This is a genomic window from Vibrio sp. Y29_XK_CS5, from assembly GCF_024181835.1.
Lineage (GTDB): Bacteria > Pseudomonadota > Gammaproteobacteria > Enterobacterales > Vibrionaceae > Vibrio > Vibrio harveyi.
Genome location: NZ_JAMZAM010000003.1, coordinates 337,389 through 359,852, shown reverse-complemented (window position 1 = coordinate 359,852; position 22,464 = coordinate 337,389). Strand labels below are relative to the sequence as shown.

Below are 22,464 nucleotides of genomic sequence, written 5' to 3'. Positions count from 1 at the left end.
AGTATTTTTGCTCAAAGCCGAATCGCGGTATGATAGCAATTACTCAGGAACTGAGCATTAAATTCCAATCCATCAAGGACTTCTATGGACGCACTGGCACTAATAATGACAATGGCAGCCTATTTGCTGGGTTCTATCTCCAGCGCGGTGCTAATTTGTCGTTTATTAAGACTGCCGGATCCGCGTAAAGTGGGCTCTAACAATCCTGGAGCCACCAATGTCCTGCGTATCGGAGGCAAAGGTGCAGCGGCGGCAGTGTTGCTGTTCGACATGCTCAAAGGAACAATTCCGGTTTGGAGCGGCTACTTTCTTGGTATCGACCCAATCATCCTTGGCGTTATTGCCATTGCAGCGTGCCTTGGTCACATGTACCCAATATTCTTCCACTTTAAGGGAGGGAAAGGTGTCGCAACAGCACTTGGTGCAATAGCCCCTATTGGATTGGACCTGACTGGGCTGGTCATGCTGACTTGGTTATCGGTCGCTTTGTTGTTTCGCTACTCTTCTCTAGCTGCGCTTGTTACGGTACTCGTTACGCCCTTCTATGCTTGGATGTTCAAACCGCAGTACACCTTACCTGTCGCGATGCTTTGTTGTTTGATCGTGTTTAAACATCATCAGAATATTCGCCGCTTATTGTCAGGGGAAGAACCCAAGATTGGTGAAAAGAAATTGGTAGAAAAAAACTCGGCGTAATGCCGAGTTTTTTGTTTATTCAATCGTTACTTGAAAAAATTACGACGCATGCACTTTATTCAAGAAATCCAACAACATCTGGTTGACGATTTCTGGCTGTTCCAATGAACTGATATGACCCGCTTCAGGGATCTCAACCAACTCACTGCCAGTGATGCAATCGTTCATTAAGTAAGATTCAAATACTGGACGAGGCTTATCCTCGCGACCAACCGCAATCAAGGTTGGCAATGCAAACATCTCTGCATCTTCGATAACGTCACGACGCCCAAACACCATACGTCCAATACGAGCTACTTCGACCGCGCGCTCACCTTGCAATGCTTCAAGACTTTGCTTGAATGATGCCACAAGTTCAGGATTGGCTTGCTCTGCGTTGTTGGCAAAGAACAGCGGTGTGACAGCCTCAACGATCGGTGCTGGTACGGCTTGAACTTGGCTTATCGCATCCAACATCGCAAAGTATTTCTTATGCGTAACTTCAGGTTCCAAACCGATGAATGTATCCATAAGAACCAGAGATTTAACACGTTGAGGAGCTTGTGACGTCAGCTCTGCTCCCCACATCCCACCAACCGATAAACCAACAATAGAGAATTGTTCGATCTCCAAATGATCCATGAGTGCCAGCATATGTTGAGCGTAATCGACTAAAGATCGTGTCGAAGCAGGCGCGGCGTCCGACTCACCATGCGCCCATAGATCAGGCACGATACAACGATATGATTGGCTCAACACTTCAATCTGTGGAGCCCACATTTGGTTATCCCACAAGTAGCTGTGACCAAACAGCAATACAGGACCTTCGCCCTTATCTAGGTAAGCAAGCTGCTGACCTTCAATTTCAAACTTATTCATTGTTATATCCATTTATTATTCTTCGGCACAATCCTATCACTGAAACGAAACAAAACTGCTCGCATCAGTTAGGCTCTTACAATCAATTACACAAGGTCTTTCAATTAGCTAGTTAAAAATAAAGGCCTCTGATGAGCAGAGACCTTTATCGTGTTGAATATATTTCAAACCTTCAGTAGAAGTTTGATTACGCGATTGGCGTAAGCTGGTCGATAGGCCAACGCGGACGCGCTTCTACCGACATATCTGCCACTTCACCGTTTTTCAGGCGTTGCATACCTGCGTATGCGATCATCGCGCCATTGTCCGTACAGAACTCAGTGCGTGGGTAGTAAACTTCACCACCAACTTTCTTCGCCAGTTTTTCAAGTTCAGCACGCAGACGACGGTTAGCACTTACACCGCCAGCAATAACAATGCGCTTCATACCCGTTTGCTCAAGTGCGCGCTTACATTTAATTGCCAGCGTAGCACATACCGCTTCTTCGAATGCGTAAGCGATATCAGCGCGAGTTTGTTCATCATCACCGTTTGCAGCAATCGTGTTTGCCGTGAAAGTTTTTAGACCTGAGAAACTCATGTCCAAACCTGGCACATTCGTCATTGGACGTGGGAATTTAAAGCGACCCGGAGTACCTTTTTCAGCCAACTTAGATAACAGTGGACCACCAGGGTAATCCAAGCCCATTAGCTTCGCAGTCTTATCGAATGCTTCACCCGCCGCATCATCAATAGATTCGCCTAGGATTTTGTACTCGCCGATGCCTTTAACTTCAACCATCATTGAGTGACCACCCGATACCAATACCGCCACAAATGGGAACGGTGGTGGGTTATCTTCTAGCATAGGCGCCAGTAGGTGACCTTCCATATGGTGAACAGGCACCGCAGGCACACCCCAAGCATAAGCAATACTGCGACCGATAGTGGCACCGACAAGCAATGCACCTACCAAACCCGGACCTGCCGTGTATGCAACACCGTCGATGTCTTTGGAAGTCAGATTCGCTTCTTTCAGAGCCTCTTTAATAAGAGGAATGGTTTTCTTAACATGGTCACGTGAAGCCAACTCAGGCACCACGCCGCCGTAATCTGCGTGAAGTTTTACTTGGCTGTAAAGCTTGTGTGATAAAAGACCTTTCTCATCGTCATAAATCGCGATGCCAGTCTCGTCACAAGAGGTTTCAATACCAATAATGCGCATGGTTTTCTCAGTGTGCTTTCTATATAGAGGAAATTTGGGCGTCATATTACCCTGCCTTGGTGCTTCAAACAAATTTTGTACAGACAATAGGCGATAAAACGCTTTACAAAGCTGTGTTGATCGGATTAAAATTCCGCACCATTTTTGATCAAGCTGGTAACTGACCAAACAATTGTGATTTGGTTCATTAAATTCCAGCGTTAACGAATAACCCCTGAGGTGAAAGGCATATGCCAGTAGTTAAAGTACGTGAAAACGAACCGTTCGACGTTGCTCTACGTCGTTTCAAGCGCTCTTGCGAAAAAGCAGGTATCCTTTCTGAAGTGCGTCGTCGTGAGCACTACGAAAAACCAACTACAGTTCGCAAACGCGCTAAAGCAGCAGCTCAAAAGCGTCACGCTAAGAAGCTAGCTCGCGAAAACGCTCGTCGCGTTCGCCTGTACTAATAACTGAGCTCCGGAAAGGAATTTAGTTATGGCTCTGATTGATAAACTCAAAGAAGAGCAAAAATTAGCGATGAAAGCCAAGGACAAATTGCGCCTTGGTACTATTCGTTTAGCTCTATCTGCAATTAAGCAACGTGAAGTTGACGAACAGATTACTCTGGGCGACGACGACATTCTTGCTGTGTTGACCAAGATGGTTAAACAACGTCGCGACTCTGTAACGCAATTTGAAGCAGCAGGTCGTCAAGATCTTGCTGATGCGGAACAAGCTGAAATTACCGTTCTTGAGGACTTTATGCCTCAACCACTGACAGACGAAGAAGTTGCAGCTCTTATTGAGAGCGCAGTTGCTGAATCTGGCGCAGCTGGCATGCAAGACATGGGCAAAGTAATGGGCGTTCTGAAACCGCAAATTCAAGGGCGTGCAGATATGGGTAAAGTAAGCGGTTTAGTTCGCGCTAAATTGGCTTAATACCCCACCCAATTGCAGCAAGCCGTGCTATCCTTTGGAACGCACGGCTTGTTTGTATCTGGCAGAATGGAATAACAAAAAGCCGCACACATGCTTTTCTCTGTAACCCATTCACACCAATCATGATTTTCTTTTTTTGTTAGGTTTTATGGCTGGACACATCCCTCGCAGTTTTATTGATGACCTCCTAGCTCGACTCGATATTGTCGATATCATCGACGCGCGCGTGAAACTTAAGAAAAAAGGCAAAAACTACGGCGCTTGCTGCCCTTTCCATAACGAAAAGACACCGTCATTCAGCGTTAGCCAAGAAAAGCAGTTTTATCACTGTTTTGGTTGTGGCGTACATGGCAATGCCATCGACTTCATTATGGAGTTCGAACGCCTAGACTTTGTCGAAGCCATTGAAGAACTGGCATCTTATCTTGGATTAGATGTACCACGCGAACAACGCAGTGGTGTTGGCGGTCAATTTAGCTCAGGACCACAAGCCAGCAGCAGCGAAAAGCGTAGTCTCTACGATATCATGGGCAGCATTGCTCAGTTCTATCGTAACCAACTCAAGCAGCCAACAAGTAAAGTGGCGATTGAGTACCTAAAAGACCGCGGTTTGTCGGGTGAAATCGTACAGAAGTTTGGCATCGGCTATGTGGCGGATGAATGGGACTTGGTCCGTAAAAACTTTGGTCAGAACAAAGACAACCAAGACATGCTTGTGACTGGCGGCATGTTGATCGAGAACGATAAAGGTAACCGCTATGACCGCTTCCGTGGTCGTATCATGTTCCCCATTCGTGATCGCCGTGGTCGAGTGATTGGATTTGGCGGTCGCGTACTTGGTGACGGCACTCCAAAATATCTGAACTCACCAGAAACGCCTATCTTCCATAAAGGTAAAGAGCTTTATGGTCTTTACGAAGTGCTACAAGCATATCGTGAACCACCACGAATTTTGGTGGTTGAAGGTTATATGGATGTTGTCGCGTTGGCGCAATATGGCGTAGATTACTCTGTCGCCTCTTTGGGCACGTCAACTACTGGCGACCACATTCAAATGCTGTTTAGGCAAACGAATACCGTCGTATGTTGTTACGATGGTGACCGAGCAGGTAAAGAAGCCGCATGGCGCGCGCTAGAAAATGCACTTCAGTACCTTAAAACGGGTAATACATTGAAGTTCCTGTTCTTACCTGACGGTGAAGACCCTGACAGCTACGTTCGAAAATATGGCAAGCAAGCCTTCGAACAGCAAATAGAACAAGCCACACCGCTTTCGAGTTATCTCTTTGATAACCTGATTGAATTACACCAAATCAACTTGGGTAATAATGAAGGTAAATCAGCACTACGAGCCTATGCGAGTGCATTGATTGACAAGATTCCTGATCCCTATTTTCAGGAGTTACTCGAAAAGCTGCTTGATGAACGCACGGGTTTTGATAACCGCTTACGTCAACCACGTAAAAAGACGGGTGAAAGTCGACCTCAGCCGCACAAAGAGATCAAACGAACTCCGATGCGCGAGGTAATCGCTCTACTTATTCAGAATCCGAGCTATGCTCAAATGGTACCAGATCTTTCCTCAGTGAGAGATTTATCCATACCAGGCCTAAGTTTATTTGTTGATGTACTTGATAAATGTCAGGCGCATCCCCATATCAACACTGGCCAATTATTAGAGCATTGGCGAAACAGCCAAAATGAGACCCTTCTGTCTCGTCTCGCGAGCTGGGATATTCCCCTCGATGAAGACAACCAAGAAGAAATATTTTTAGACTCACTGGATAAAATTATTGCCCAGTGCGTAGAAAAACAAATTGAAAACCTGCAGGCCAAAGCAAGAAGTGTCGGTTTATCAGCCGAAGAGAAAAGGGAGCTGCTAGCTTTGATGCTAGATTTAAAAGCGTAACCCTGTTTAATTAGTCAGCAACAATTTAATTTGTTATAGTAAGTGGTTTGCATTTCGCATACTGATTCCTTCACCAGATTACGAAGTTGGATACCGTCTATGGATCAAAATCCGCAGTCACAGCTAAAGTTACTTGTTATTAAAGGCAAGGAACAAGGCTATCTGACCTACGCCGAAGTAAACGACCACCTACCTGCTGAAATCGTAGATTCAGAACAGGTAGAAGACATCATTCAGATGATCAACGACATGGGCATCAAGGTAGTAGAAACTGCTCCTGATGCTGATGATCTTGCACTGAACGATGACACAAACATCACCGATGAAGATGCAGCTGAAGCTGCAGCAGCAGCACTTTCTAGCGTAGAAAGTGAAATTGGTCGTACAACAGACCCAGTGCGCATGTACATGCGTGAAATGGGTACTGTAGAGCTGCTGACTCGCGAAGGCGAAATCGACATCGCAAAACGTATTGAAGAAGGTATTAACCAAGTTCAATCGTCTGTTGCTGAATACCCTGGCACTATCCCATACATTCTTGAGCAGTTTGACAAAGTTCAAGCAGAAGAACTTCGTCTAACTGACCTAATCTCTGGATTTGTTGACCCTGATGCAGACGACACAGCTGCACCAACAGCGACGCACATCGGTTCTGAACTAACTGAATCTCAGCTAGAAGAAGAAGACGAAGAAGACGTTGATGAAGACGAAGAAAGTGATGACGATTCAGATGACACTGAAGAAGATGTAGGTATCGACCCAGAGCTTGCGCTTGAGAAATTCAACCAGCTACGCAGCACATACCAAAACCTTCAGCTTGCAATCAACGAGCACGGTTACGAAAGCCCGAAAGCAACAGTAGCTAACGAGTTGATGCTAGACGTATTTAAAGAATTCCGTCTAACACCAAAACAGTTCGACCACTTAGTGAATGAACTGCGCACAGCAATGGATCGCGTTCGTACTCAAGAACGTCTGATCATGAAGTCTGCAGTTGAATACGGCAAAATGCCGAAGAAATCGTTCATCGCGCTGTTCACAGGTAACGAATCAAGCGAAGCATGGTTAGATGAAATCCTATCATCTGACAAGCCATACGCTGAGAAGATCAAACGTAACGAAGAAGAAATCCGTCGTTCAATCGCTAAACTAAAAATGATTGAAGAAGAGACTTCTCTGAACGTTCAAAACATTAAAGACATCAGCCGTCGTATGTCTATCGGTGAAGCGAAAGCTCGCCGTGCGAAGAAAGAGATGGTTGAGGCGAACTTACGTCTAGTAATTTCTATCGCTAAAAAGTACACCAACCGTGGTCTACAGTTCTTGGACCTAATCCAAGAAGGTAACATCGGTCTGATGAAAGCGGTAGATAAGTTCGAATACCGTCGTGGTTACAAGTTCTCGACTTACGCAACGTGGTGGATCCGTCAGGCAATCACTCGTTCAATCGCGGACCAAGCACGTACGATTCGTATTCCGGTACACATGATCGAAACGATCAACAAACTAAACCGTATCTCTCGTCAAATGCTACAAGAGATGGGTCGTGAGCCGTTACCGGAAGAACTGGCAGAACGTATGCAAATGCCAGAAGACAAGATTCGTAAAGTACTGAAGATCGCTAAAGAGCCAATCTCTATGGAGACACCAATCGGTGACGACGAAGATTCGCATCTAGGTGATTTCATCGAAGATACTACGCTAGAGCTACCACTAGATTCTGCTACGGCAACGAGCCTGAAAATGGCAACGAAAGACGTACTTGCAGGTCTAACGCCACGTGAAGCAAAAGTACTTCGTATGCGCTTTGGTATCGACATGAACACTGACCATACTCTAGAAGAAGTAGGTAAGCAGTTCGACGTTACTCGTGAACGTATCCGTCAGATCGAAGCGAAAGCACTACGTAAACTACGTCACCCAAGCCGCTCAGAAACACTGCGCAGCTTCCTAGACGAGTAATCGAAGCGATTAAAATCAAAAAAGGTGACCAATGGGTCGCCTTTTTTATTATCTGTGAAGCTAAGTGAATAAAAACTAAGCGCAATTGCCCCACCTAGTGGCTAGACACCTCGCAACGCTTCCCCTATAATCGTTGACCTATTAAGGCCCCTTAGCTCAGTGGTTAGAGCAGTCGACTCATAATCGATTGGTCCCCAGTTCAAGTCTGGGAGGGGCCACCATATTCAGAAGGCTCGTAGAGAAATCTACGGGCCTTTGTTGTATCTGGAAGATAGAGATTCCATCCAATATCCTCATCGCAAGCCAAGCATTTACGTTTAGGTTTATTTCCAGCTAAGGGCGCTCTAACTCAAGCTTGCTGACCTGATACTCTTCTGTTGCTGAAACTAAGCCGGGACGGTTAATCACTTTCCATAAGAAATAAGGCGGGATCAGGAATGCGATAAAGTAGAACGATTCATGGAAAAAAATATGGGCAATATTCTCTTGATGTTCGCACAGCGCTACAAGAGCGCAGAAGTCCAGTAAGATACTCAATACTCCGAATACCACAGAGACAACAATGGTTAAGCCTAACAACTCTCTGAGGTAATGTTTAAAGGCCATTCTAGTAATTCCTTCTAGCTAATAAGTGCGGTCAAAATTACGCCTCTAACTCCTTCTGTGAATTGACTTTTATCAACTTCATTGCCAAACAAATAAGAACTTAGTTTTATAAAAGATCACTTGCATAAACGAGAAAACCTACAGCACTTATAATGCAATCGATTGAACATAAAAAAGCCAGTCAAATGACTGGCTTGTGAGATTAGGTTGAAACTTGAGATAATCTTACTTAGTCCGATAGGTAATACTGAACAGTTGAAACAACGCGTACCTTCTTGATGTAAGGCGTATTGCTATCTCGGTCATAAATTGAGAACTGACCTTGTGTCGCTCGCTTAATTTTACCGAGCGAGCTCTGTGAGTCTTTAGCAAATTTTTCTGCTACTTCTCGTGCATTCTTCGTCGCTTCCTCAATCATATCAGGCTTAATCTCGTTAAGCTTAGTAAAGCTGTACTCCACACGATTCGAGTAAGGATCTTGGTTTAATAAAACGCCCTGTTTGCCTAGTTCGCCAATTTCATTGATTGCCGCTCTCACCAAATCAATGTTCTGGCTGTAAACCGTCACAGTTCGGTTTGCGAGGTAGCGATATTCGATATCTTGCTCACTACCATATTGCTGAGCTTTACGGTCAATGACAGCTGGTGATGACAGAGAGAAGTTTGATTCATTCAGTCCTTTTGCCACAAGAAAATCGATGACCAGCTTAGTCTGCTGATCAATGTCATCAAACATTGCGGTCATATCATTACTCGCCACAGTAAATTGAATAGGCCAAATTACTGTATCCGCTGGGTACTCTCGCTCAGACAAGCCTTTCACCGTAACCACACGTTCATACGCTTTGTATTTCACCGCTGTCTGCTGGATAAAGAAACCCAACACTCCCAAACCAATAATTAGACACAGCCCTAACCATATTGACGCTTTGTTGGAAACGTTCTCCATTCATCCTCCTGATTTCGTTAAACCAATCAATTTGTTATGCAGATAAGATAGCCTACGAATGGCAACAAAATAGCGACCAAAAGCTAAATTTCTGTCATATCACTCGAAATGATGAAGACAATAACATAAAATCGAACAGTGTTTTATTATTGAGTTAATCATCATGTTGAAAACAAAGTTAATGCTTATTATTAGTGGTGTCTTCATCTCAACTTCTTGTTTTAGTGCCAACAATATGACCTCTGAAGACCCAACGATTGATAAGCAAATCACCGAAGAAAATACGCATGAAGAGCGAACATTGGCTTGCGAAGAAGAGCCTTGTGGAACCAAGGGGTTTGATGGTCGTCTACTATTGGAAAATGAACCAACCAAACAGGTATTAAGCTCTATAGAGTCAATCAGTAAAACGCTTAACACCATGAGCGTCCTGATGTTTGCCGGTGATAAATCATAAACAAACTCCCCTCATAAATCTGGGTGAATAGCCTTTGTTCAATAAAGCTTCACGGCTTTGTCATCAAAGGCTCATGCTTTTGCCTCTGAACTGTCATCTGTAATTTCTACCATCCAATCAGCAACTTGTACGCTGAGGTAAATATGGATAGTTCGACCCCCTTTCGTCTCCCTCGTAAAACGCCATTTGGCATTGGTGAAAATGTTACTGAATGGGCAACGGGTTTAAACCAACTTGATAAGTTCTACGCCCAACGACCTATCAATGCCGACACCAAAACCTTTCTCCGCTTTACCCTGGATATCTTGGGCATCAATTATCGTATCACTCATGGTTCACTCGACTCTGTTCCTAAACAAGGTGCAACCGTCATAGTGGCGAACCACCCTCTAGGGTGTGTGGAAGGCGTGATCTTGGCGGAGCTGCTGTTGATGGTCAGGGGTGATATTCAAATCTTAGCCAATCAATACCTTAAGACCGTTCCTGAGCTGGATCAGCTCTTCATTGGCGTCGATGTATTTGAAGGCAAAGACGCTGTCAAATCCAACATGAAAGCACTTAGAGCAGCCAACAAGCATCTGGCTAATGGTGGCTTATTACTCGTCTTTCCTGCCGGTGAAGTATCGCAATTAATCGATGCGAAACCACAACGTTTAGAAGACAAAGAGTGGAGCCGCAGTGTCAGTAGCCTTATCCGCAAAAACAAAGCGACCACGGTACCAGTCTTTATCAGTGGTCAAAATTCCAAACGCTTTTACATGGCGGGGAAAATCCACCCACTTTTGCGTACCCTAATGCTTGGTCGAGAGCTATTGAACAAACACGCACAAACCATCAAGCTTTCGTTTGGGCAAGCCATAAAATTTAAAGAGCTCAACACACTTAACAATGATCAGGTCGTTAACTATTTGCGCCTCAATACTTATTTACTTAATCGTGACACCCAACCAATCAAGCCCTCGTCCTCTTCGGAAATGCTCTCTCCAATTGCGGCAGGGTTACCCATAGGCGAATTGCTTGAAGAACTGAACAACCTACCAGAAGAAGCAAAGCTACTCGAAAGTGGAGAGTTCGATGTCTATTGTGCTGAGGCGAAGAGCATTCCTTCTCTACTGCATGAAATTGGTCGTCTACGTGAATTCAATTTTCGTCAAGTTGGTGAAGGCACTGGATTAGCGATAGATATTGATCACTTCGATCATGACTATCTGCACCTATTTGTGTGGGACAGAGAAAACCAATGCTTGGTCGGCGCTTATCGCTTAGGTCTGGTTGATCAACTGATTGAGAAGCGTGGTGTAGAAGGTCTGTATTCACGTACGCTGTTTAACTATGACCAATGCTTTTTAGATCAGATGGGAAAATCGATCGAGATGGGGCGTTCGGTGATCGCTCAGCAATATCAAAAGAGCATGAGTGCATTATTGCTACTGTGGAAAGGCATTGCGACCTTCGTACATCAAAACCCAGATTACACACACCTATTTGGTCCAGTCAGTATCAGCAATGACTACAGCGACACAGCACGCCAGTTGTTGGCTCAATCAATGACACTGCACCACTATGACAAAGACTGTGCGGAATACGTCACGCCATCTAACCCTCTGCCAGAGAACCATCGTGGTTGGAATACCAGCATGCTTACGGCATTAGGCGATTTACAACTACTGTCTCGAGTGATTGCCAGAATTGACGAAGGGAAAGGTGTGCCAGTGTTGCTACGTCAGTATTTAAGTCTCAACGGCAAGCTGGTTTGCTTCAATGTAGATCCAGCATTCAACAACGCTTTGGATGGATTGATCATGGTTGACTTGCGTAATGTCCAAGAAAAAACATTAGCACGGTACATGGGGGGCGAGCAGGCTCACCGTTACTTAGGTCAACACCGCTGAGTATTGAAATATCAATGAAAAGTGCGTTGTCATGGATAGAATGAAGCCCTAGAGCAATGCACTTCTAATCTTTCTATCACTAATGACATATCACTGCGTGAAGTGGCTCGAAAAGACATTCATCAACGCAATTTATCAAAACCTTAGCGATGACATTGGTCACGCTAATTACGTCAAAAACTTTCACAAATTACCAAACCAGATATAGATCACACTTACAAGACCAGACAACACAACACAAAGTGTGACATTGATCGCTTGCAGTATTTAATTCGGATTTCAAAAGAAATCAAAAGTGATCTAAATCACAAAGTATTTTGGATTTAAATTTGTCAGAAGATCGAATTGATCACTAGTATTTTTATTGACAGATTTGAAAGTGGCTTTTTGTTATTTATTTACAGGTCAATAAGTCGATCCAAGTCACTTAAAAACCGTTTCTCAGCCTAGGAAATGCGGGCGTAGATCACGAAAAACCCGTTGTCAGTTCCAATTGGAAAATGTGTGGTAAATTGATTGGGTACTAAGCAATCAAACAAGCGGTTTTGGCGAACCGTTTACTACAACAATATTCATCAGAACATCGAACGGGGAATTGTTATGATATCACCAGATGCCAAGATCAAGATACAAAATTTTGGTCGTTTTCTGTCAAACATGGTAATGCCAAACATCGGCGCGTTTATCGCGTGGGGCTTTATCACTGCTCTATTCATCCCAACTGGATGGCTACCTAACGAAACGTTAGCCTCTATGGTTGGTCCTATGATTACCTACTTGCTACCACTGCTTATCGGTTATACCGGTGGTAAATTAGTCGGTGGCGATCGCGGTGCGGTAGTCGGCGCAATCACAACAATGGGTGTGATTGTCGGTACAGACATCCCAATGTTTATGGGTGCAATGATGGTCGGTCCGATGGGTGGCTGGGCGATCAAAAAATTCGATAACTACATCGATGGTAAAGTAAAAAGTGGCTTTGAGATGTTGGTTAACAACTTCTCTGCAGGCATCATCGGCATGCTATGTGCGATTCTTGCTTTTATCTTTATCGGTCCATTCGTAAAAATTCTATCTGGTGGCTTAGCAGCTGGCGTTAACTTCCTAGTATCTGCTCACCTGTTACCACTGACTTCAATCTTCGTTGAACCTGCGAAGATCCTGTTCCTAAACAACGCGATCAACCACGGTATCTTCTCTCCACTAGGTATCCAACAAGCGTCTGAGACAGGTCAATCTATCTTCTTCCTAATCGAAGCGAACCCAGGTCCTGGTCTAGGTATCTTGCTGGCTTACATGGTGTTTGGTAAAGGAACGGCTCGTCAAACTGCCGGTGGTGCATCAATCATCCACTTCTTCGGCGGTATCCACGAAATTTACTTCCCATACATTTTAATGAACCCTCGCCTAATCCTAGCAGCTATTGCAGGTGGTATGACTGGCGTATTCGTTCTAACAATGTTTAACGCAGGTATCGTTTCTCCAGCATCACCAGGTTCAATCTTCGCTATCTTGTTGATGACTCAGAAAGGTTCAATCGTAGGTGTACTCGCATCTATCGCAGCAGCAACAGGTGTGTCATTCGCAGTAGCGGCACTACTAATGAAGACGCAAACGTCAACAGAAGAAGACGGTGATGAAGCTGCACTAGAGAAAGCAACATCACAAATGAAAGACATGAAATCTGCATCTAAAAACGATGCGGTGGTAAACAGCCAAAGCAAAGGTGACGTAGACCTAGCGACAGTACAAAGCATCATTGTCGCTTGCGATGCGGGCATGGGTTCAAGCGCAATGGGTGCAAGCATGCTGCGCAAAAAGGTTCAAGACGCCGGTCTGAACATCCATGTAACCAACCTTGCTATTAACAACTTACCAGAGAGTGCAGATATCGTGATTACTCATAAAGACTTAACGGATCGTGCACGTAAGCATGCTCCGAACGCACACCACATTTCATTGACGAACTTCCTAGACAGCGAAATGTACAACCAGCTAGTCACCAAACTACTAGCAGCACAAAACCAATCCGCAGCCAATGACGACCAAATGGTAAAAGTGTCGGTAATGGCGGCGAACGACGACAGCTTTGAGCCACAGCAACCATCTGTATTCCAAATTCAACGTGAGAACATTCACCTAGGTTTGAAAGCAGCCAACAAAGAAGAAGCCATTCGCTTTGCAGGCAACAAATTGGTTGAACTTGGCTACGCAGAACCAGAATACGTAGACGCGATGTTTGAACGTGAAGCGTTGGTTCCAACTTACCTAGGCGAATCTATCGCAGTACCTCACGGTACCGTAGAAGCGAAAGACCGCGTGAAGAAAACAGGCATTGTAATCTGCCAATACCCTGCGGGTATCCAATTTACTGAAGACGACGATGATGTAGCAAAACTGGTTATCGGTATTGCCGCTAAGAACGATGAGCACATCCAGGTGATTACCACCATTACAAACGCGCTCGATGAGCCGGAGGCAATTGAGAAGCTAACTAGCACCAACGATGTAGAAGAGATTCTGAACATCCTTGGTGGTCAGCAAGCGGCTTAATCACTCCTTTTAATTTGCTCCTGAGCAAACCGAGGTCAGCTGTCACCCCCTATGCGGTTGGCCTCACCCTAGATTCGTTTTAGTCAACATTTCAGACATTGGTAGGTAAGAATTATGAAAAACGCAGTTCATTTTGGCGCAGGTAACATTGGTCGTGGCTTCATCGGAAAACTATTGGCAGATGCAGAAGTCGAGGTCACATTTGCAGACGTTGATGCTCCACTGGTTGATCAACTTAGCCACAAACAAGAATACAAAGTAAAAGTGGTCGGTACGGAATGCCAGATTGACACCGTAACCCACGTCACCGCTGTTAACTCCGCCAGCGAAGATGTCATCGATCGCATTGTAAAAACTGACTTGGTAACCACTGCCGTAGGTCCCAACGTACTGGACATCATTGCAAAAACCATCGCGACCGGCATTGCAAAGCGCTTTGCGGCAGGCAACGAAAAACCGTTGAACATCATCGCGTGCGAAAACATGGTTCGTGGCACGACTCACCTAAAAGGTGAAGTGTACAAACATTTGGATGAATCATTACACGCAAAAGCAGACGAGCTAGTTGGCTTCGTCGACTCCGCAGTGGACCGCATCGTACCACCAGCAGAAGCCGCGAACGATGACCCACTAGAAGTCACGGTAGAGAGTTTTAGTGAATGGATTGTGGATGAACAGCAATTCAAAGGTGAAATCCCTGATATCGCTGGCATGGAAAGAACCAACAATCTAATGGCGTTTGTCGAGCGTAAGCTGTTCACCCTAAATACGGGTCATTGCATTACCGCTTACTTAGGTTGCTTGAAAGGACATCGCACTATTCGCGAAGCAATTGAAGACCCAAGCATTCACGCAGAAGTAAAACAAGCAATGCAAGAAAGCGGAGAAGTACTGCTCAAACGCTACGGTTTTGACCGCGACATGCACAACGCTTACATCGAAAAGATCCTAGGTCGCTTTGCCAACCCTTACTTAGTTGATGAAGTTGATCGTGTTGGTCGCCAACCAATTCGTAAATTGGGGGCGAACGATAGATTAGTGAAGCCTTTACTCGGTACAATTGAGTATGGCACTGAAAATAAAACTCTTTTGAAAGGCATTGCTGCTGCGTTGAAGTACACTAACGACACCGACCCACAAGCAGTAGAACTGCAAATCTCATTAAAAGAAGTGGGTGTGAAGAAGACGCTAGCGACATACACAGGTCTTGCAGAAGACAGTGCTGAAGTGGCTCAAATCGAGACACTTTACAACCAACTTTGATTTACCTAGGGGAGCTTGGCTCCCCTTCTATATCCTTATCCACTTAAAGAGATGGGGATACTAATAATTAGAAATGTATTCAGTATATGGCAGATAACATCAACGAAACCGAGATCATTGAGCGATTAAACAGCGCACCTTCGGTACGAGGCTTTTTTATTGCAACCGTCGACGTATTTAACGATTCGATCGATGGGTTAGTGCAAAGAATTTTTCGTAAAGATAACTTCGCTGTCCAATCTGTGGTCGGTCCGCTGCTACAAGACTCAGGACCGCTGGGCGATCTATCTGTTCGTTTGAAGTTATTGTTTGGCTTAGGTGTGCTTCCCGATGACATTTATCACGACATCGAAGACATCATCAAACTCAAAAACCAACTCAATAGTGACGCTTCTGATTACGAGTTCACAGACCCCAATATTCTAGAGCCAATCAAAAAACTGCACTTGGTGAAGAAGATGGGTATGGTACAACTCGAAGTCAGCGAACCAGATGACGACATCGACCTTGAGTTTTATCAGCTTCAACTGCAACGTCAACAACAAATCATTAAGTCAGGGCTCTCGCTTGCTATTGTCGAAATCTGTAATGAACTCGGCAAAGAGAGCCCATTCTAACGCTATTTATACCCAAGTTACCTTCAAAAGGATTCGAGGTTGCTTAGGTATAACAACATAATCAATGTCAGCCGCTCTACACCCTACGTAGGAGCTCTACCAATGTTAAAAGCTGTACTTTTTGATATGGATGGACTGATTTTCGACACCGAGTCTATCTACAAACAGAGTTGGCAGTACGCCGCCACCGAGCAAGGCTTAGCCATCACTGATGATTTCTATCAACAATTCATCGGCGTCCAAGACCCTGAATGTGAAAGAATACTCGCCGAGCATTTTCAACAAGCCATCGATATGCCGCGCTACAAGGCTGTGCGAGATGAGCATTTCCATCACCTCAGAGACCAAGGTATTGCACTCAAACCTGGCTTCGATTCGTTGTTACGAGCCATTAAACAACGTGGTTTGCTCACTGCTATTGTGACCTCTTCTCATCTCCCAGAAGTAAAACATAACTTCAATAATACTGAGTACCTTACCCAGTTCGATTTAGTGATTACCGCTGAAGATGTAAAACGTGGTAAGCCCAACCCCGACTGCTATCAAATGGCTTGTCACCACCTCGGCATCGATGCAAAAGAAAGCCTTGTATTGGAAGATTCGAACAATGGCATTAAAGCTGCTCTCGCTGCTGAATGCCACGCCGTGATGATTCCAGATTTACTGCCACCACTGCAGGAATTTAAAGATAAAGTGATAATTAAAGCATCTCTTGAGGAAGTGATTCCGCTTCTGGATACGCTTTAGCTGCGGGCAATATTAAACAGAACTGGGTTTGGTGTTCTTCTGAAGTCACGGTGATCTTGCCATTATAAGCGTGAACGATCGACTGTGTGATCGACAACCCTAGCCCAGCTCCAACGCTGCCAGAATGTTGGCGTGACTTGTCGACTCGATAAAAGCGATCAAATAGATACGGTAGATTTTGCTTAGGTATCGTCTCACCGACGTTGTGAACGGTAATGGTGACAAACTCATCACTCTGCTCGGCATCAACACGAATCGTTGTTTCATCATAAGCATGGCGAATGGCATTAGAGAGCAAATTCCCTACCGCTCTCTCAAACATATTTCGATCCATGTACAACATCGCTTGCCCCGAAGTGATGATGCTCAAAGCAGAATCTTCCGCCAGTATGTCAAAGTACTCGATTAAGTGAGCAAGCTGTTCATGAACAGCGAAGTGCTCGTTGTGTCGATGGATAAGCTTATTCTCCGCTTTTGCGATATACAGCAAATCATTGATGGTCTTGGTAATTCGGTTTAACTCTTCAAGCGTAGAAGCAATCGCTTCTTGGTATTCCTCCGATGTACGGCACGCGCCTAATATCACTTGGTTTTGGGTCGTAATATTGGTCAAAGGCGTTTTGAGCTCATGAGCAATATCAGAAGAAAACTCACTCAAACGATGAAAACCAGTTTGTAACCGATCCAGCATGGCATTGTGCTTAGTAGCAAGTTCACGTAGCTCTACTGGTAAGGTTTCTGGGGCAATGCGGATATCCAACTGTTCTGGTGTGATGTGTTGAATGTGCTTATTTAAGGTCAAAATGGGCTTTAAACCGCGATTAACGATCACCCGGCTAAATAGCGTCGATGCAATAAATGCGAAGCCTAAAGACCAAAATAAGATCCAACCAAGCTTATTTAAGAATAATCGATGATGGTTGATGCTCACGCCAATAACAACAGTGACATCTTTGGTTTTAAAAGCGAACGCTCGAATATCTAACGAGTTTTCACGCCACTCTATCGCATTGTTTTGATTTAAGATCTGTGGAGAGCTCAGCGTCAACGACAAATCCTTAGGGATAGAGAGCGTCGAGTTTTTGTAAGTCAGTGCTTCCTCTTTAAATGCCCACATATAGACAGAGCTATTGTCGATAAGTAGATAAGCTGACTCCGGCGAGACCAGCATCGTCTTTTCTATCGAGTTATATTTGGTCACTGTGTCGTTGTAATCTTGAGTAAAGAAATGACGTTCGATGGTGTAATACAGAATGAATGCTAAAGCGAGATATACCACCAATGTCGTGCCAACAAACATCAAAACGAGCTTGTTTTGCATAGAGAGGTTGGCTGGTAACTTACGCATCAAGAGCTTCCAACTTGTAGCCCATCCCTCTAACGGTGTGGATCAAAGGTACCTCAAACGGTTTGTCGACCTTTTGGCGCAATCGCTTAACGGCAACATCGATAACATTGGTGTCGCTATCAAAGTTCATATCCCACACCAGTGAAGCAATGGTCGTTCGTGATAGGACTTGTCCCTCTTTTCGCATCAAAAGCTCAAGTAGCGCGTATTCTTTGGCAGTTAAAGTGATGGTTTGCCCGTTCCGCGTCGCAACTCGCTTCATCATGTCCAGCTTTAGGTCGGCTATTTGCAGCGTCTGCGAAGAAGTTAAAACTCGCGAGGAAGTATGATGGCGAAACACATTTTGAATTCTCGCCAGAAGCTCGGCAAAGGCATAAGGTTTGACGACGTAATCATTGGCTCCTAATTCAAAACCACGAACACGATCCTCAATTTGTTCTTTAGCCGTAAGCATAATGACCGGGGTATGGATATCACTGCTACGCAGGGTGTTAAGGACTTGCCAACCGTCGAGCTTTGGTAACATGATATCGAGAAGAATAAGATCATAAGACTCACTTGTTGCATGATACAGCCCCTCTACACCATCGCGCACCCAGTCAACAACATAACCCGATTCTACCAGCCCTTTTTGCAAGTATTCTCCGGCTTTCAATTCATCTTCTACAATCAGTAATTTCAACTTCTATCCTCAACCTCAGCCATCAAAAAAAGAGTACGACGCAACAACATCATACTCTTTTCACGCTTCACTTTTATCGATTACTGTCGCGCTCTGCATAGTGCACTTTGACATTCACTGTACCGACATATTCCAGCTGCCCATCTGCGTTCATGCGTTCTTGAACCGTGATGAACCCACTGTCTTTCAGATGAGTGCTCTTAGATGCAATATTGAAGTTAGAGATATTCAGCTCTTTATTAAGCTCACGAGCCGACATGCTTTTCAAAGCATTCAGTTCAGCGAAAGCTTGTTGGTATGCGGCATCTGACGTTGCGGTAGGTTCCACAGAGAGAGTCTTCATCTCTTCTCTGCTCACATAATTACCGCTAGTGAAGATAGGGTTGGCAAACGCGGATGCGCTAGTGATTGCCATAGCTGCGACAAGGAGAGCGGTTTTCATTGCTTTCATGTTGATGACCTTTTCAGTGTGTTTGTTTTCAATGACTTCATTATTCAACAAGACACCTGACACCAACCTATCCCAAAGATGACATTTTTGTCATAAATCCAACAATCATCTTCGCCTCACAAGGAGCATAATCAAATCTCGTAAGTTAAACCAAAGTGGAATTTGTAGTCGTCTTTCTCTGGTACTACCCCCTCCGAGTCGGCTTTGGTGTCAGAGACATGATCCCAAACGGCTTTAATGCTAAGTTCAAGATCATCAACAAGATCGATATCGAAACCTAGCTCATTGGTATGACGGGCGCCGCCCGCGTCGTTACTTGCCCAATTCAGGTTATAGGTATGGCTCAAATCGATGTCATCGGTCAGTTCATACTCAAAGTTAGATTCAAACGCCAGCGTGTTACTGGTCGCGTCACCCGATTCCCCCTCTTCTACCGTCTTAAAATCGGTGTACTGATAACCGGGACCAATAGAGACATCCCACTCTGTTTGTGAATTGGCAATGATAAAGTAACCCATCTGCATTGAAGCATTAACCTGGTATTCAATGTTTTGAAACTCATCACTGAGTACAGAGAGTTTGAGCGGTCGAAAGAACAGACGATTGCTCAAATAGATATCGTAGGAGCCATCAAACGAACTATTGTTTGCCGTCGTTTTATCATTCGTCTTGGAGTTTTCGTGCTTCGCTTTTAACTTAGTGCGCGAGCCAACGGTATTTCTTTCCGCTTCCACTTCACCGAGCAGTGAAAACTCATCGGTGTTGCCTTTGCTAATGTCTAAACCAAAGAAAATCTCGGTCGTCCAATGATCAGAATCTTTCTCTGCCCCGCGATAAATCGATACAACATCCGTAATAGGAAACGCCATCTCTTCACCGTCATTAGTCAAGTACAGCTGCTCATCACGAATCGACAAGTAACCGTCGAAAACATCACCGCTTGCGGTTCGAATGGTAAAAAAGCTCGCTGTTTCTAATATCGCGATATCTTCCAGTTCAATCTCTTGATCGAACGAGTTCGTTTCTTCTTTGATTGTCCCCGTTAACTCGCCTTTGATCACCTCGCCAGATTTAAGTTGTAGCCAATCATCGTTTTCATCAATAAATACTGTTTGGCTTTTGCGTTGCTGCGTTTTTTCTTCATCTGCTAAGGCGTAGTGATGGTAGAACGAAGAAACAATACATACTGCCAAGAGTTTGATTTTCATAGTGACCTTTTCAGTTCAATAGAAACCACATCCGTTGGGCTTACGATAGTAATGCTCGCCGTCCGACGTGTCAGAAAGTAAACAAGTGAATGTCAACGTATTGCGCATCATAACCATGTCAACAAGCATAAAAAAAGCGAAGTCATGTGACTTCGCTTTAGGTTCTCGCTACTTACATAGCGCAACATAAACAAGTGTAATCTTAATCACACCATGTGTTGATTATTCTACGGTTACCGCTTTCGCTAGGTTACGTGGTTGATCTACGTCCGTACCTTTGATCAGCGCTACGTAGTAAGAAAGTAGCTGCATTGGAATGGTGTAGTAGATCGCCGCCGTGATTTCACTAACGTGTGGCATTGTGATGATCTTCATTGTCTCATCACCTTCGAAGCCTGCGTCAGCATCGGCAAATACGTAAAGCAGACCACCACGAGCACGTACTTCTTCAACGTTTGATTTCAGCTTCTCTAGAAGATCGTTGCTTGGTGCAACAACCACAACTGGCATATCTGCATCGATCAATGCTAAAGGACCGTGTTTCAATTCACCTGCCGCGTAGGCTTCTGCGTGAATGTAAGAGATCTCTTTTAGTTTTAGAGACGCTTCCATCGCGATTGGGTAGAACTCACCACGACCTAGGAATAGAGTGTGGTGTTTATCGGCAAAGTCTGGTGCTAGTGCTTCAATTTCTTTTTCGAAAGACAGCGCTGCATTGATTTGTTTCGGTAGAGCGTGAAGCGCTTCTACGATCTCTTTTTCTTTCTCTTTGCTAATGCGGTTTTGTTGCTTACCAAGTGCCGTCACTAGCATGAGTAGCGCAGAAAGCTGAGTCGTGAACGCTTTAGTTGATGCCACACCGATTTCCACGCCTGCACGTGTCATGAATGCGAAGTCAGACTCACGAACCAAAGAAGAACCCGCTACGTTACAGATGGTCATTGCCGCCATGTAACCTTTCTCTTTTGCTAGGCGAAGTGCTGCTAGCGTATCGGCGGTTTCACCAGATTGAGAAAGCGTGATCAATAGGCTGTTTGGACGCGTCACAAACTTGCGGTAACGGAATTCAGACGCGATTTCTACATCACAGCTCACGCCCGCAATGTCTTCAAACCAGTAACGTGCTGTCATACCAGCGTTGTAAGATGTACCACATGCAACGATTTGTACGTGTTCCACTTTGCTTAGGATTTCTGCCGCGTTAACACCGATTGCTTCAGTGACAACAGAGTCTGCCGTGATACGACCTTCCATTGTGTTGATCAACGCTGTTGGTTGTTCGTAGATCTCTTTCTGCATGAAGTGACGGTATTGACCTTTGTCACCTGCGTCGTGTTCCGCGTTTGATTCTGTGATTTCGCGTTCTACACGCTCACCTGTTGCATCAAATACCGTTACGTCACGACGAGTGATCTCAGCAACATCACCTTCTTCTAGGTACATGAAACGGCGTGTTACGTTAAGTAGCGCAAGTTGGTCAGACGCGAGGAAGTTTTCACCCACACCAAAACCAATAACGATTGGGCTACCTGAGCGCGCCACAACAATACGTGAAGGATCTTTACGATCCAGTGCCACTGTACCGTATGCACCTTCAAGTTGTTTTGCTGTTTTTTGTACTGCTTCAAGCAATGTTTCTGAAGTGCGAAGCTCCCACTCAACCATGTGAGCGATAACTTCAGTATCCGTTTGAGATTCAAATACGTAACCGCGAGATTGAAGTAGCTCACGTAGCTCTTCGTGGTTTTCGATGATGCCGTTGTGTACTACTGCGATGTCACCAGACATGTGTGGGTGTGCGTTCACTTCTGAAGGCTCACCGTGTGTTGCCCAACGAGTGTGTGCGATACCAGTACCGCCGATCACTTTTGCTTGATCAACTGCGTCTGCCAGCTCTTGCACTTTACCTAGACGACGAATACGCGTTAGGTTGGTTTCGCCATCAACGATCGCTACGCCCGCTGAGTCATAACCGCGGTATTCCAAGCGACGTAGACCTTCAACCAAAATTTCTGCAACATCTCGTTGTGCTACTGCACCTACGATTCCACACATGTGTTTATCTCCGTTTGTAGTTTTGTTCTTCCCTAGCCATGGTTTCAAATAGAGGCAGCAAGCAAAGGCCTTTATCCAGAGGGAAGTGA

The 22,464-nt window shown here is 44.8% G+C and carries 20 protein-coding genes and 1 tRNA gene; 12 read left to right on the top strand and 9 right to left on the bottom strand.

Annotated features, from left to right (window positions below):
• Positions 1–84 precede the first annotated feature (84 nt).
• The gene (plsY, locus tag NL647_RS15635; protein ID WP_005450419.1) at positions 85–696 is read left to right on the top strand and encodes a glycerol-3-phosphate 1-O-acyltransferase PlsY; all 612 of its coding nucleotides are present in this window, start codon (positions 85–87) and stop codon (positions 694–696) included.
• A gap of 39 nt (positions 697–735) precedes the next feature.
• On the opposite strand, the gene NL647_RS15630 is transcribed toward plsY, so the two are convergent.
• Both NL647_RS15630 and tsaD read right to left on the bottom strand, forming a co-directional pair.
• Complete coding sequence (locus NL647_RS15630; RefSeq protein ID WP_005450420.1) at positions 736–1,554, bottom strand: alpha/beta fold hydrolase; 819 nt, start codon at positions 1,552–1,554, stop codon at positions 736–738.
• A 187-nt stretch (positions 1,555–1,741) separates the two neighbouring features.
• On the bottom strand, positions 1,742–2,758 hold the full coding sequence (gene tsaD, locus NL647_RS15625) for a tRNA (adenosine(37)-N6)-threonylcarbamoyltransferase complex transferase subunit TsaD (RefSeq protein ID WP_005450422.1): 1,017 nt from the start codon (positions 2,756–2,758) through the stop codon (positions 1,742–1,744).
• A 230-nt stretch (positions 2,759–2,988) separates the two neighbouring features.
• On the opposite strand from tsaD, the gene rpsU reads away from it, so the two are divergent.
• From rpsU to NL647_RS15600, 5 genes are all read left to right on the top strand, one after another.
• Positions 2,989–3,204, top strand: a complete 216-nt coding sequence (gene rpsU / locus NL647_RS15620) for a 30S ribosomal protein S21 (RefSeq protein ID WP_001145625.1) — start codon at positions 2,989–2,991, stop codon at positions 3,202–3,204.
• A 28-nt stretch (positions 3,205–3,232) separates the two neighbouring features.
• Positions 3,233–3,676 carry a GatB/YqeY domain-containing protein gene (locus NL647_RS15615; RefSeq protein WP_005450424.1) on the top strand — a complete coding sequence of 148 codons (444 nt, stop codon included), beginning with the start codon at positions 3,233–3,235 and terminating at the stop codon, positions 3,674–3,676.
• 148 nt (positions 3,677–3,824) lie between these two features.
• Positions 3,825–5,585 (top strand): DNA primase, encoded by a 1,761-nt coding sequence (gene dnaG, locus NL647_RS15610; RefSeq protein ID WP_253650378.1) that lies wholly within the window; start codon positions 3,825–3,827, stop codon positions 5,583–5,585.
• A 99-nt stretch (positions 5,586–5,684) separates the two neighbouring features.
• Positions 5,685–7,547 carry an RNA polymerase sigma factor RpoD gene (gene rpoD, locus NL647_RS15605; protein WP_009697585.1) on the top strand — a complete coding sequence of 621 codons (1,863 nt, stop codon included), beginning with the start codon at positions 5,685–5,687 and terminating at the stop codon, positions 7,545–7,547.
• A gap of 145 nt (positions 7,548–7,692) precedes the next feature.
• Positions 7,693–7,768: transfer RNA gene (locus tag NL647_RS15600), tRNA-Ile, on the top strand.
• Positions 7,769–7,880: 112 nt separating this feature from the next.
• On the opposite strand, the gene NL647_RS15595 is transcribed toward NL647_RS15600, so the two are convergent.
• Together NL647_RS15595 and NL647_RS15590 are read right to left on the bottom strand one after the other, a co-directional pair.
• Positions 7,881–8,153: a hypothetical protein gene (locus tag NL647_RS15595; protein ID WP_009698831.1), complete on the bottom strand. Its 273-nt coding sequence runs from the start codon at positions 8,151–8,153 to the stop codon at positions 7,881–7,883.
• Positions 8,154–8,382: 229 nt separating this feature from the next.
• Complete coding sequence (locus NL647_RS15590; protein ID WP_005450432.1) at positions 8,383–9,102, bottom strand: SIMPL domain-containing protein; 720 nt, start codon at positions 9,100–9,102, stop codon at positions 8,383–8,385.
• A gap of 163 nt (positions 9,103–9,265) precedes the next feature.
• On the opposite strand from NL647_RS15590, the gene NL647_RS15585 reads away from it, so the two are divergent.
• The 6 genes from NL647_RS15585 to NL647_RS15560 all read left to right on the top strand — a co-directional run bounded on the left by NL647_RS15585 (position 9,266) and on the right by NL647_RS15560 (position 16,631).
• A complete protein-coding gene (locus NL647_RS15585; protein WP_017817264.1) occupies positions 9,266–9,559 on the top strand; it encodes a hypothetical protein in 294 nt (97 codons plus the stop codon).
• Between the two features lie 143 nt (positions 9,560–9,702).
• Positions 9,703–11,451, top strand: a complete 1,749-nt coding sequence (locus tag NL647_RS15580) for a lysophospholipid acyltransferase family protein (RefSeq protein ID WP_053049217.1) — start codon at positions 9,703–9,705, stop codon at positions 11,449–11,451.
• A gap of 600 nt (positions 11,452–12,051) precedes the next feature.
• A complete protein-coding gene (locus NL647_RS15575; protein ID WP_017190060.1) occupies positions 12,052–14,004 on the top strand; it encodes a PTS mannitol transporter subunit IICBA in 1,953 nt (650 codons plus the stop codon).
• 114 nt (positions 14,005–14,118) lie between these two features.
• Positions 14,119–15,267 (top strand): mannitol-1-phosphate 5-dehydrogenase, encoded by a 1,149-nt coding sequence (locus NL647_RS15570; protein ID WP_253650377.1) that lies wholly within the window; start codon positions 14,119–14,121, stop codon positions 15,265–15,267.
• Between the two features lie 86 nt (positions 15,268–15,353).
• The gene (locus NL647_RS15565) at positions 15,354–15,884 is read left to right on the top strand and encodes an MltR family transcriptional regulator (protein WP_005450437.1); all 531 of its coding nucleotides are present in this window, start codon (positions 15,354–15,356) and stop codon (positions 15,882–15,884) included.
• Between the two features lie 102 nt (positions 15,885–15,986).
• Positions 15,987–16,631, top strand: a complete 645-nt coding sequence (locus NL647_RS15560) for an HAD family phosphatase (protein ID WP_253650376.1) — start codon at positions 15,987–15,989, stop codon at positions 16,629–16,631.
• Here the strand turns inward: NL647_RS15560 and NL647_RS15555 are convergent.
• The 5 genes from NL647_RS15555 to glmS all read right to left on the bottom strand — a co-directional run bounded on the left by NL647_RS15555 (position 16,585) and on the right by glmS (position 22,375).
• Positions 16,585–17,979, bottom strand: a complete 1,395-nt coding sequence (locus NL647_RS15555) for a heavy metal sensor histidine kinase (RefSeq protein ID WP_253650375.1) — start codon at positions 17,977–17,979, stop codon at positions 16,585–16,587. The genes NL647_RS15560 and NL647_RS15555 overlap by 47 nt on opposite strands.
• Positions 17,972–18,661, bottom strand: coding sequence for a heavy metal response regulator transcription factor (locus NL647_RS15550; protein ID WP_253650374.1), 690 nt, complete (start codon positions 18,659–18,661; stop codon positions 17,972–17,974). The genes NL647_RS15555 and NL647_RS15550 overlap by 8 nt, the downstream gene beginning before the upstream one ends.
• 73 nt (positions 18,662–18,734) lie before the next feature.
• Positions 18,735–19,112 (bottom strand): DUF3316 domain-containing protein, encoded by a 378-nt coding sequence (locus tag NL647_RS15545; RefSeq protein WP_009698839.1) that lies wholly within the window; start codon positions 19,110–19,112, stop codon positions 18,735–18,737.
• Between the two features lie 131 nt (positions 19,113–19,243).
• Entirely contained in the window at positions 19,244–20,320 is a 1,077-nt protein-coding gene (locus NL647_RS15540) for a YdiY family protein (protein WP_253650373.1), read from the bottom strand.
• A 222-nt stretch (positions 20,321–20,542) separates the two neighbouring features.
• Positions 20,543–22,375 (bottom strand): glutamine--fructose-6-phosphate transaminase (isomerizing), encoded by a 1,833-nt coding sequence (glmS, locus tag NL647_RS15535; RefSeq protein WP_005450449.1) that lies wholly within the window; start codon positions 22,373–22,375, stop codon positions 20,543–20,545.
• Between the last annotated feature and the right edge of the window lie 89 nt (positions 22,376–22,464).

Coding starts and splice junctions, on each gene's coding strand:
- NL647_RS15590 (WP_005450432.1), bottom strand. CDS start 9,102: ATGGAGAACGTTTCCAACAAAGCGTCAATATGGTTAGGGCTGTGTCTA.
- NL647_RS15585 (WP_017817264.1), top strand. CDS start 9,266: ATGTTGAAAACAAAGTTAATGCTTATTATTAGTGGTGTCTTCATCTCA.
- tsaD (WP_005450422.1), bottom strand. CDS start 2,758: ATGCGCATTATTGGTATTGAAACCTCTTGTGACGAGACTGGCATCGCG.
- NL647_RS15595 (WP_009698831.1), bottom strand. CDS start 8,153: ATGGCCTTTAAACATTACCTCAGAGAGTTGTTAGGCTTAACCATTGTT.
- rpoD (WP_009697585.1), top strand. CDS start 5,685: ATGGATCAAAATCCGCAGTCACAGCTAAAGTTACTTGTTATTAAAGGC.
- NL647_RS15615 (WP_005450424.1), top strand. CDS start 3,233: ATGGCTCTGATTGATAAACTCAAAGAAGAGCAAAAATTAGCGATGAAA.
- NL647_RS15540 (WP_253650373.1), bottom strand. CDS start 20,320: ATGAAAATCAAACTCTTGGCAGTATGTATTGTTTCTTCGTTCTACCAT.
- NL647_RS15575 (WP_017190060.1), top strand. CDS start 12,052: ATGATATCACCAGATGCCAAGATCAAGATACAAAATTTTGGTCGTTTT.
- NL647_RS15555 (WP_253650375.1), bottom strand. CDS start 17,979: ATGCGTAAGTTACCAGCCAACCTCTCTATGCAAAACAAGCTCGTTTTG.
- dnaG (WP_253650378.1), top strand. CDS start 3,825: ATGGCTGGACACATCCCTCGCAGTTTTATTGATGACCTCCTAGCTCGA.
- plsY (WP_005450419.1), top strand. CDS start 85: ATGGACGCACTGGCACTAATAATGACAATGGCAGCCTATTTGCTGGGT.
- NL647_RS15580 (WP_053049217.1), top strand. CDS start 9,703: ATGGATAGTTCGACCCCCTTTCGTCTCCCTCGTAAAACGCCATTTGGC.
- rpsU (WP_001145625.1), top strand. CDS start 2,989: ATGCCAGTAGTTAAAGTACGTGAAAACGAACCGTTCGACGTTGCTCTA.
- NL647_RS15570 (WP_253650377.1), top strand. CDS start 14,119: ATGAAAAACGCAGTTCATTTTGGCGCAGGTAACATTGGTCGTGGCTTC.
- glmS (WP_005450449.1), bottom strand. CDS start 22,375: ATGTGTGGAATCGTAGGTGCAGTAGCACAACGAGATGTTGCAGAAATT.
- NL647_RS15630 (WP_005450420.1), bottom strand. CDS start 1,554: ATGAATAAGTTTGAAATTGAAGGTCAGCAGCTTGCTTACCTAGATAAG.
- NL647_RS15565 (WP_005450437.1), top strand. CDS start 15,354: ATGGCAGATAACATCAACGAAACCGAGATCATTGAGCGATTAAACAGC.
- NL647_RS15560 (WP_253650376.1), top strand. CDS start 15,987: ATGTTAAAAGCTGTACTTTTTGATATGGATGGACTGATTTTCGACACC.
- NL647_RS15545 (WP_009698839.1), bottom strand. CDS start 19,112: ATGAAAGCAATGAAAACCGCTCTCCTTGTCGCAGCTATGGCAATCACT.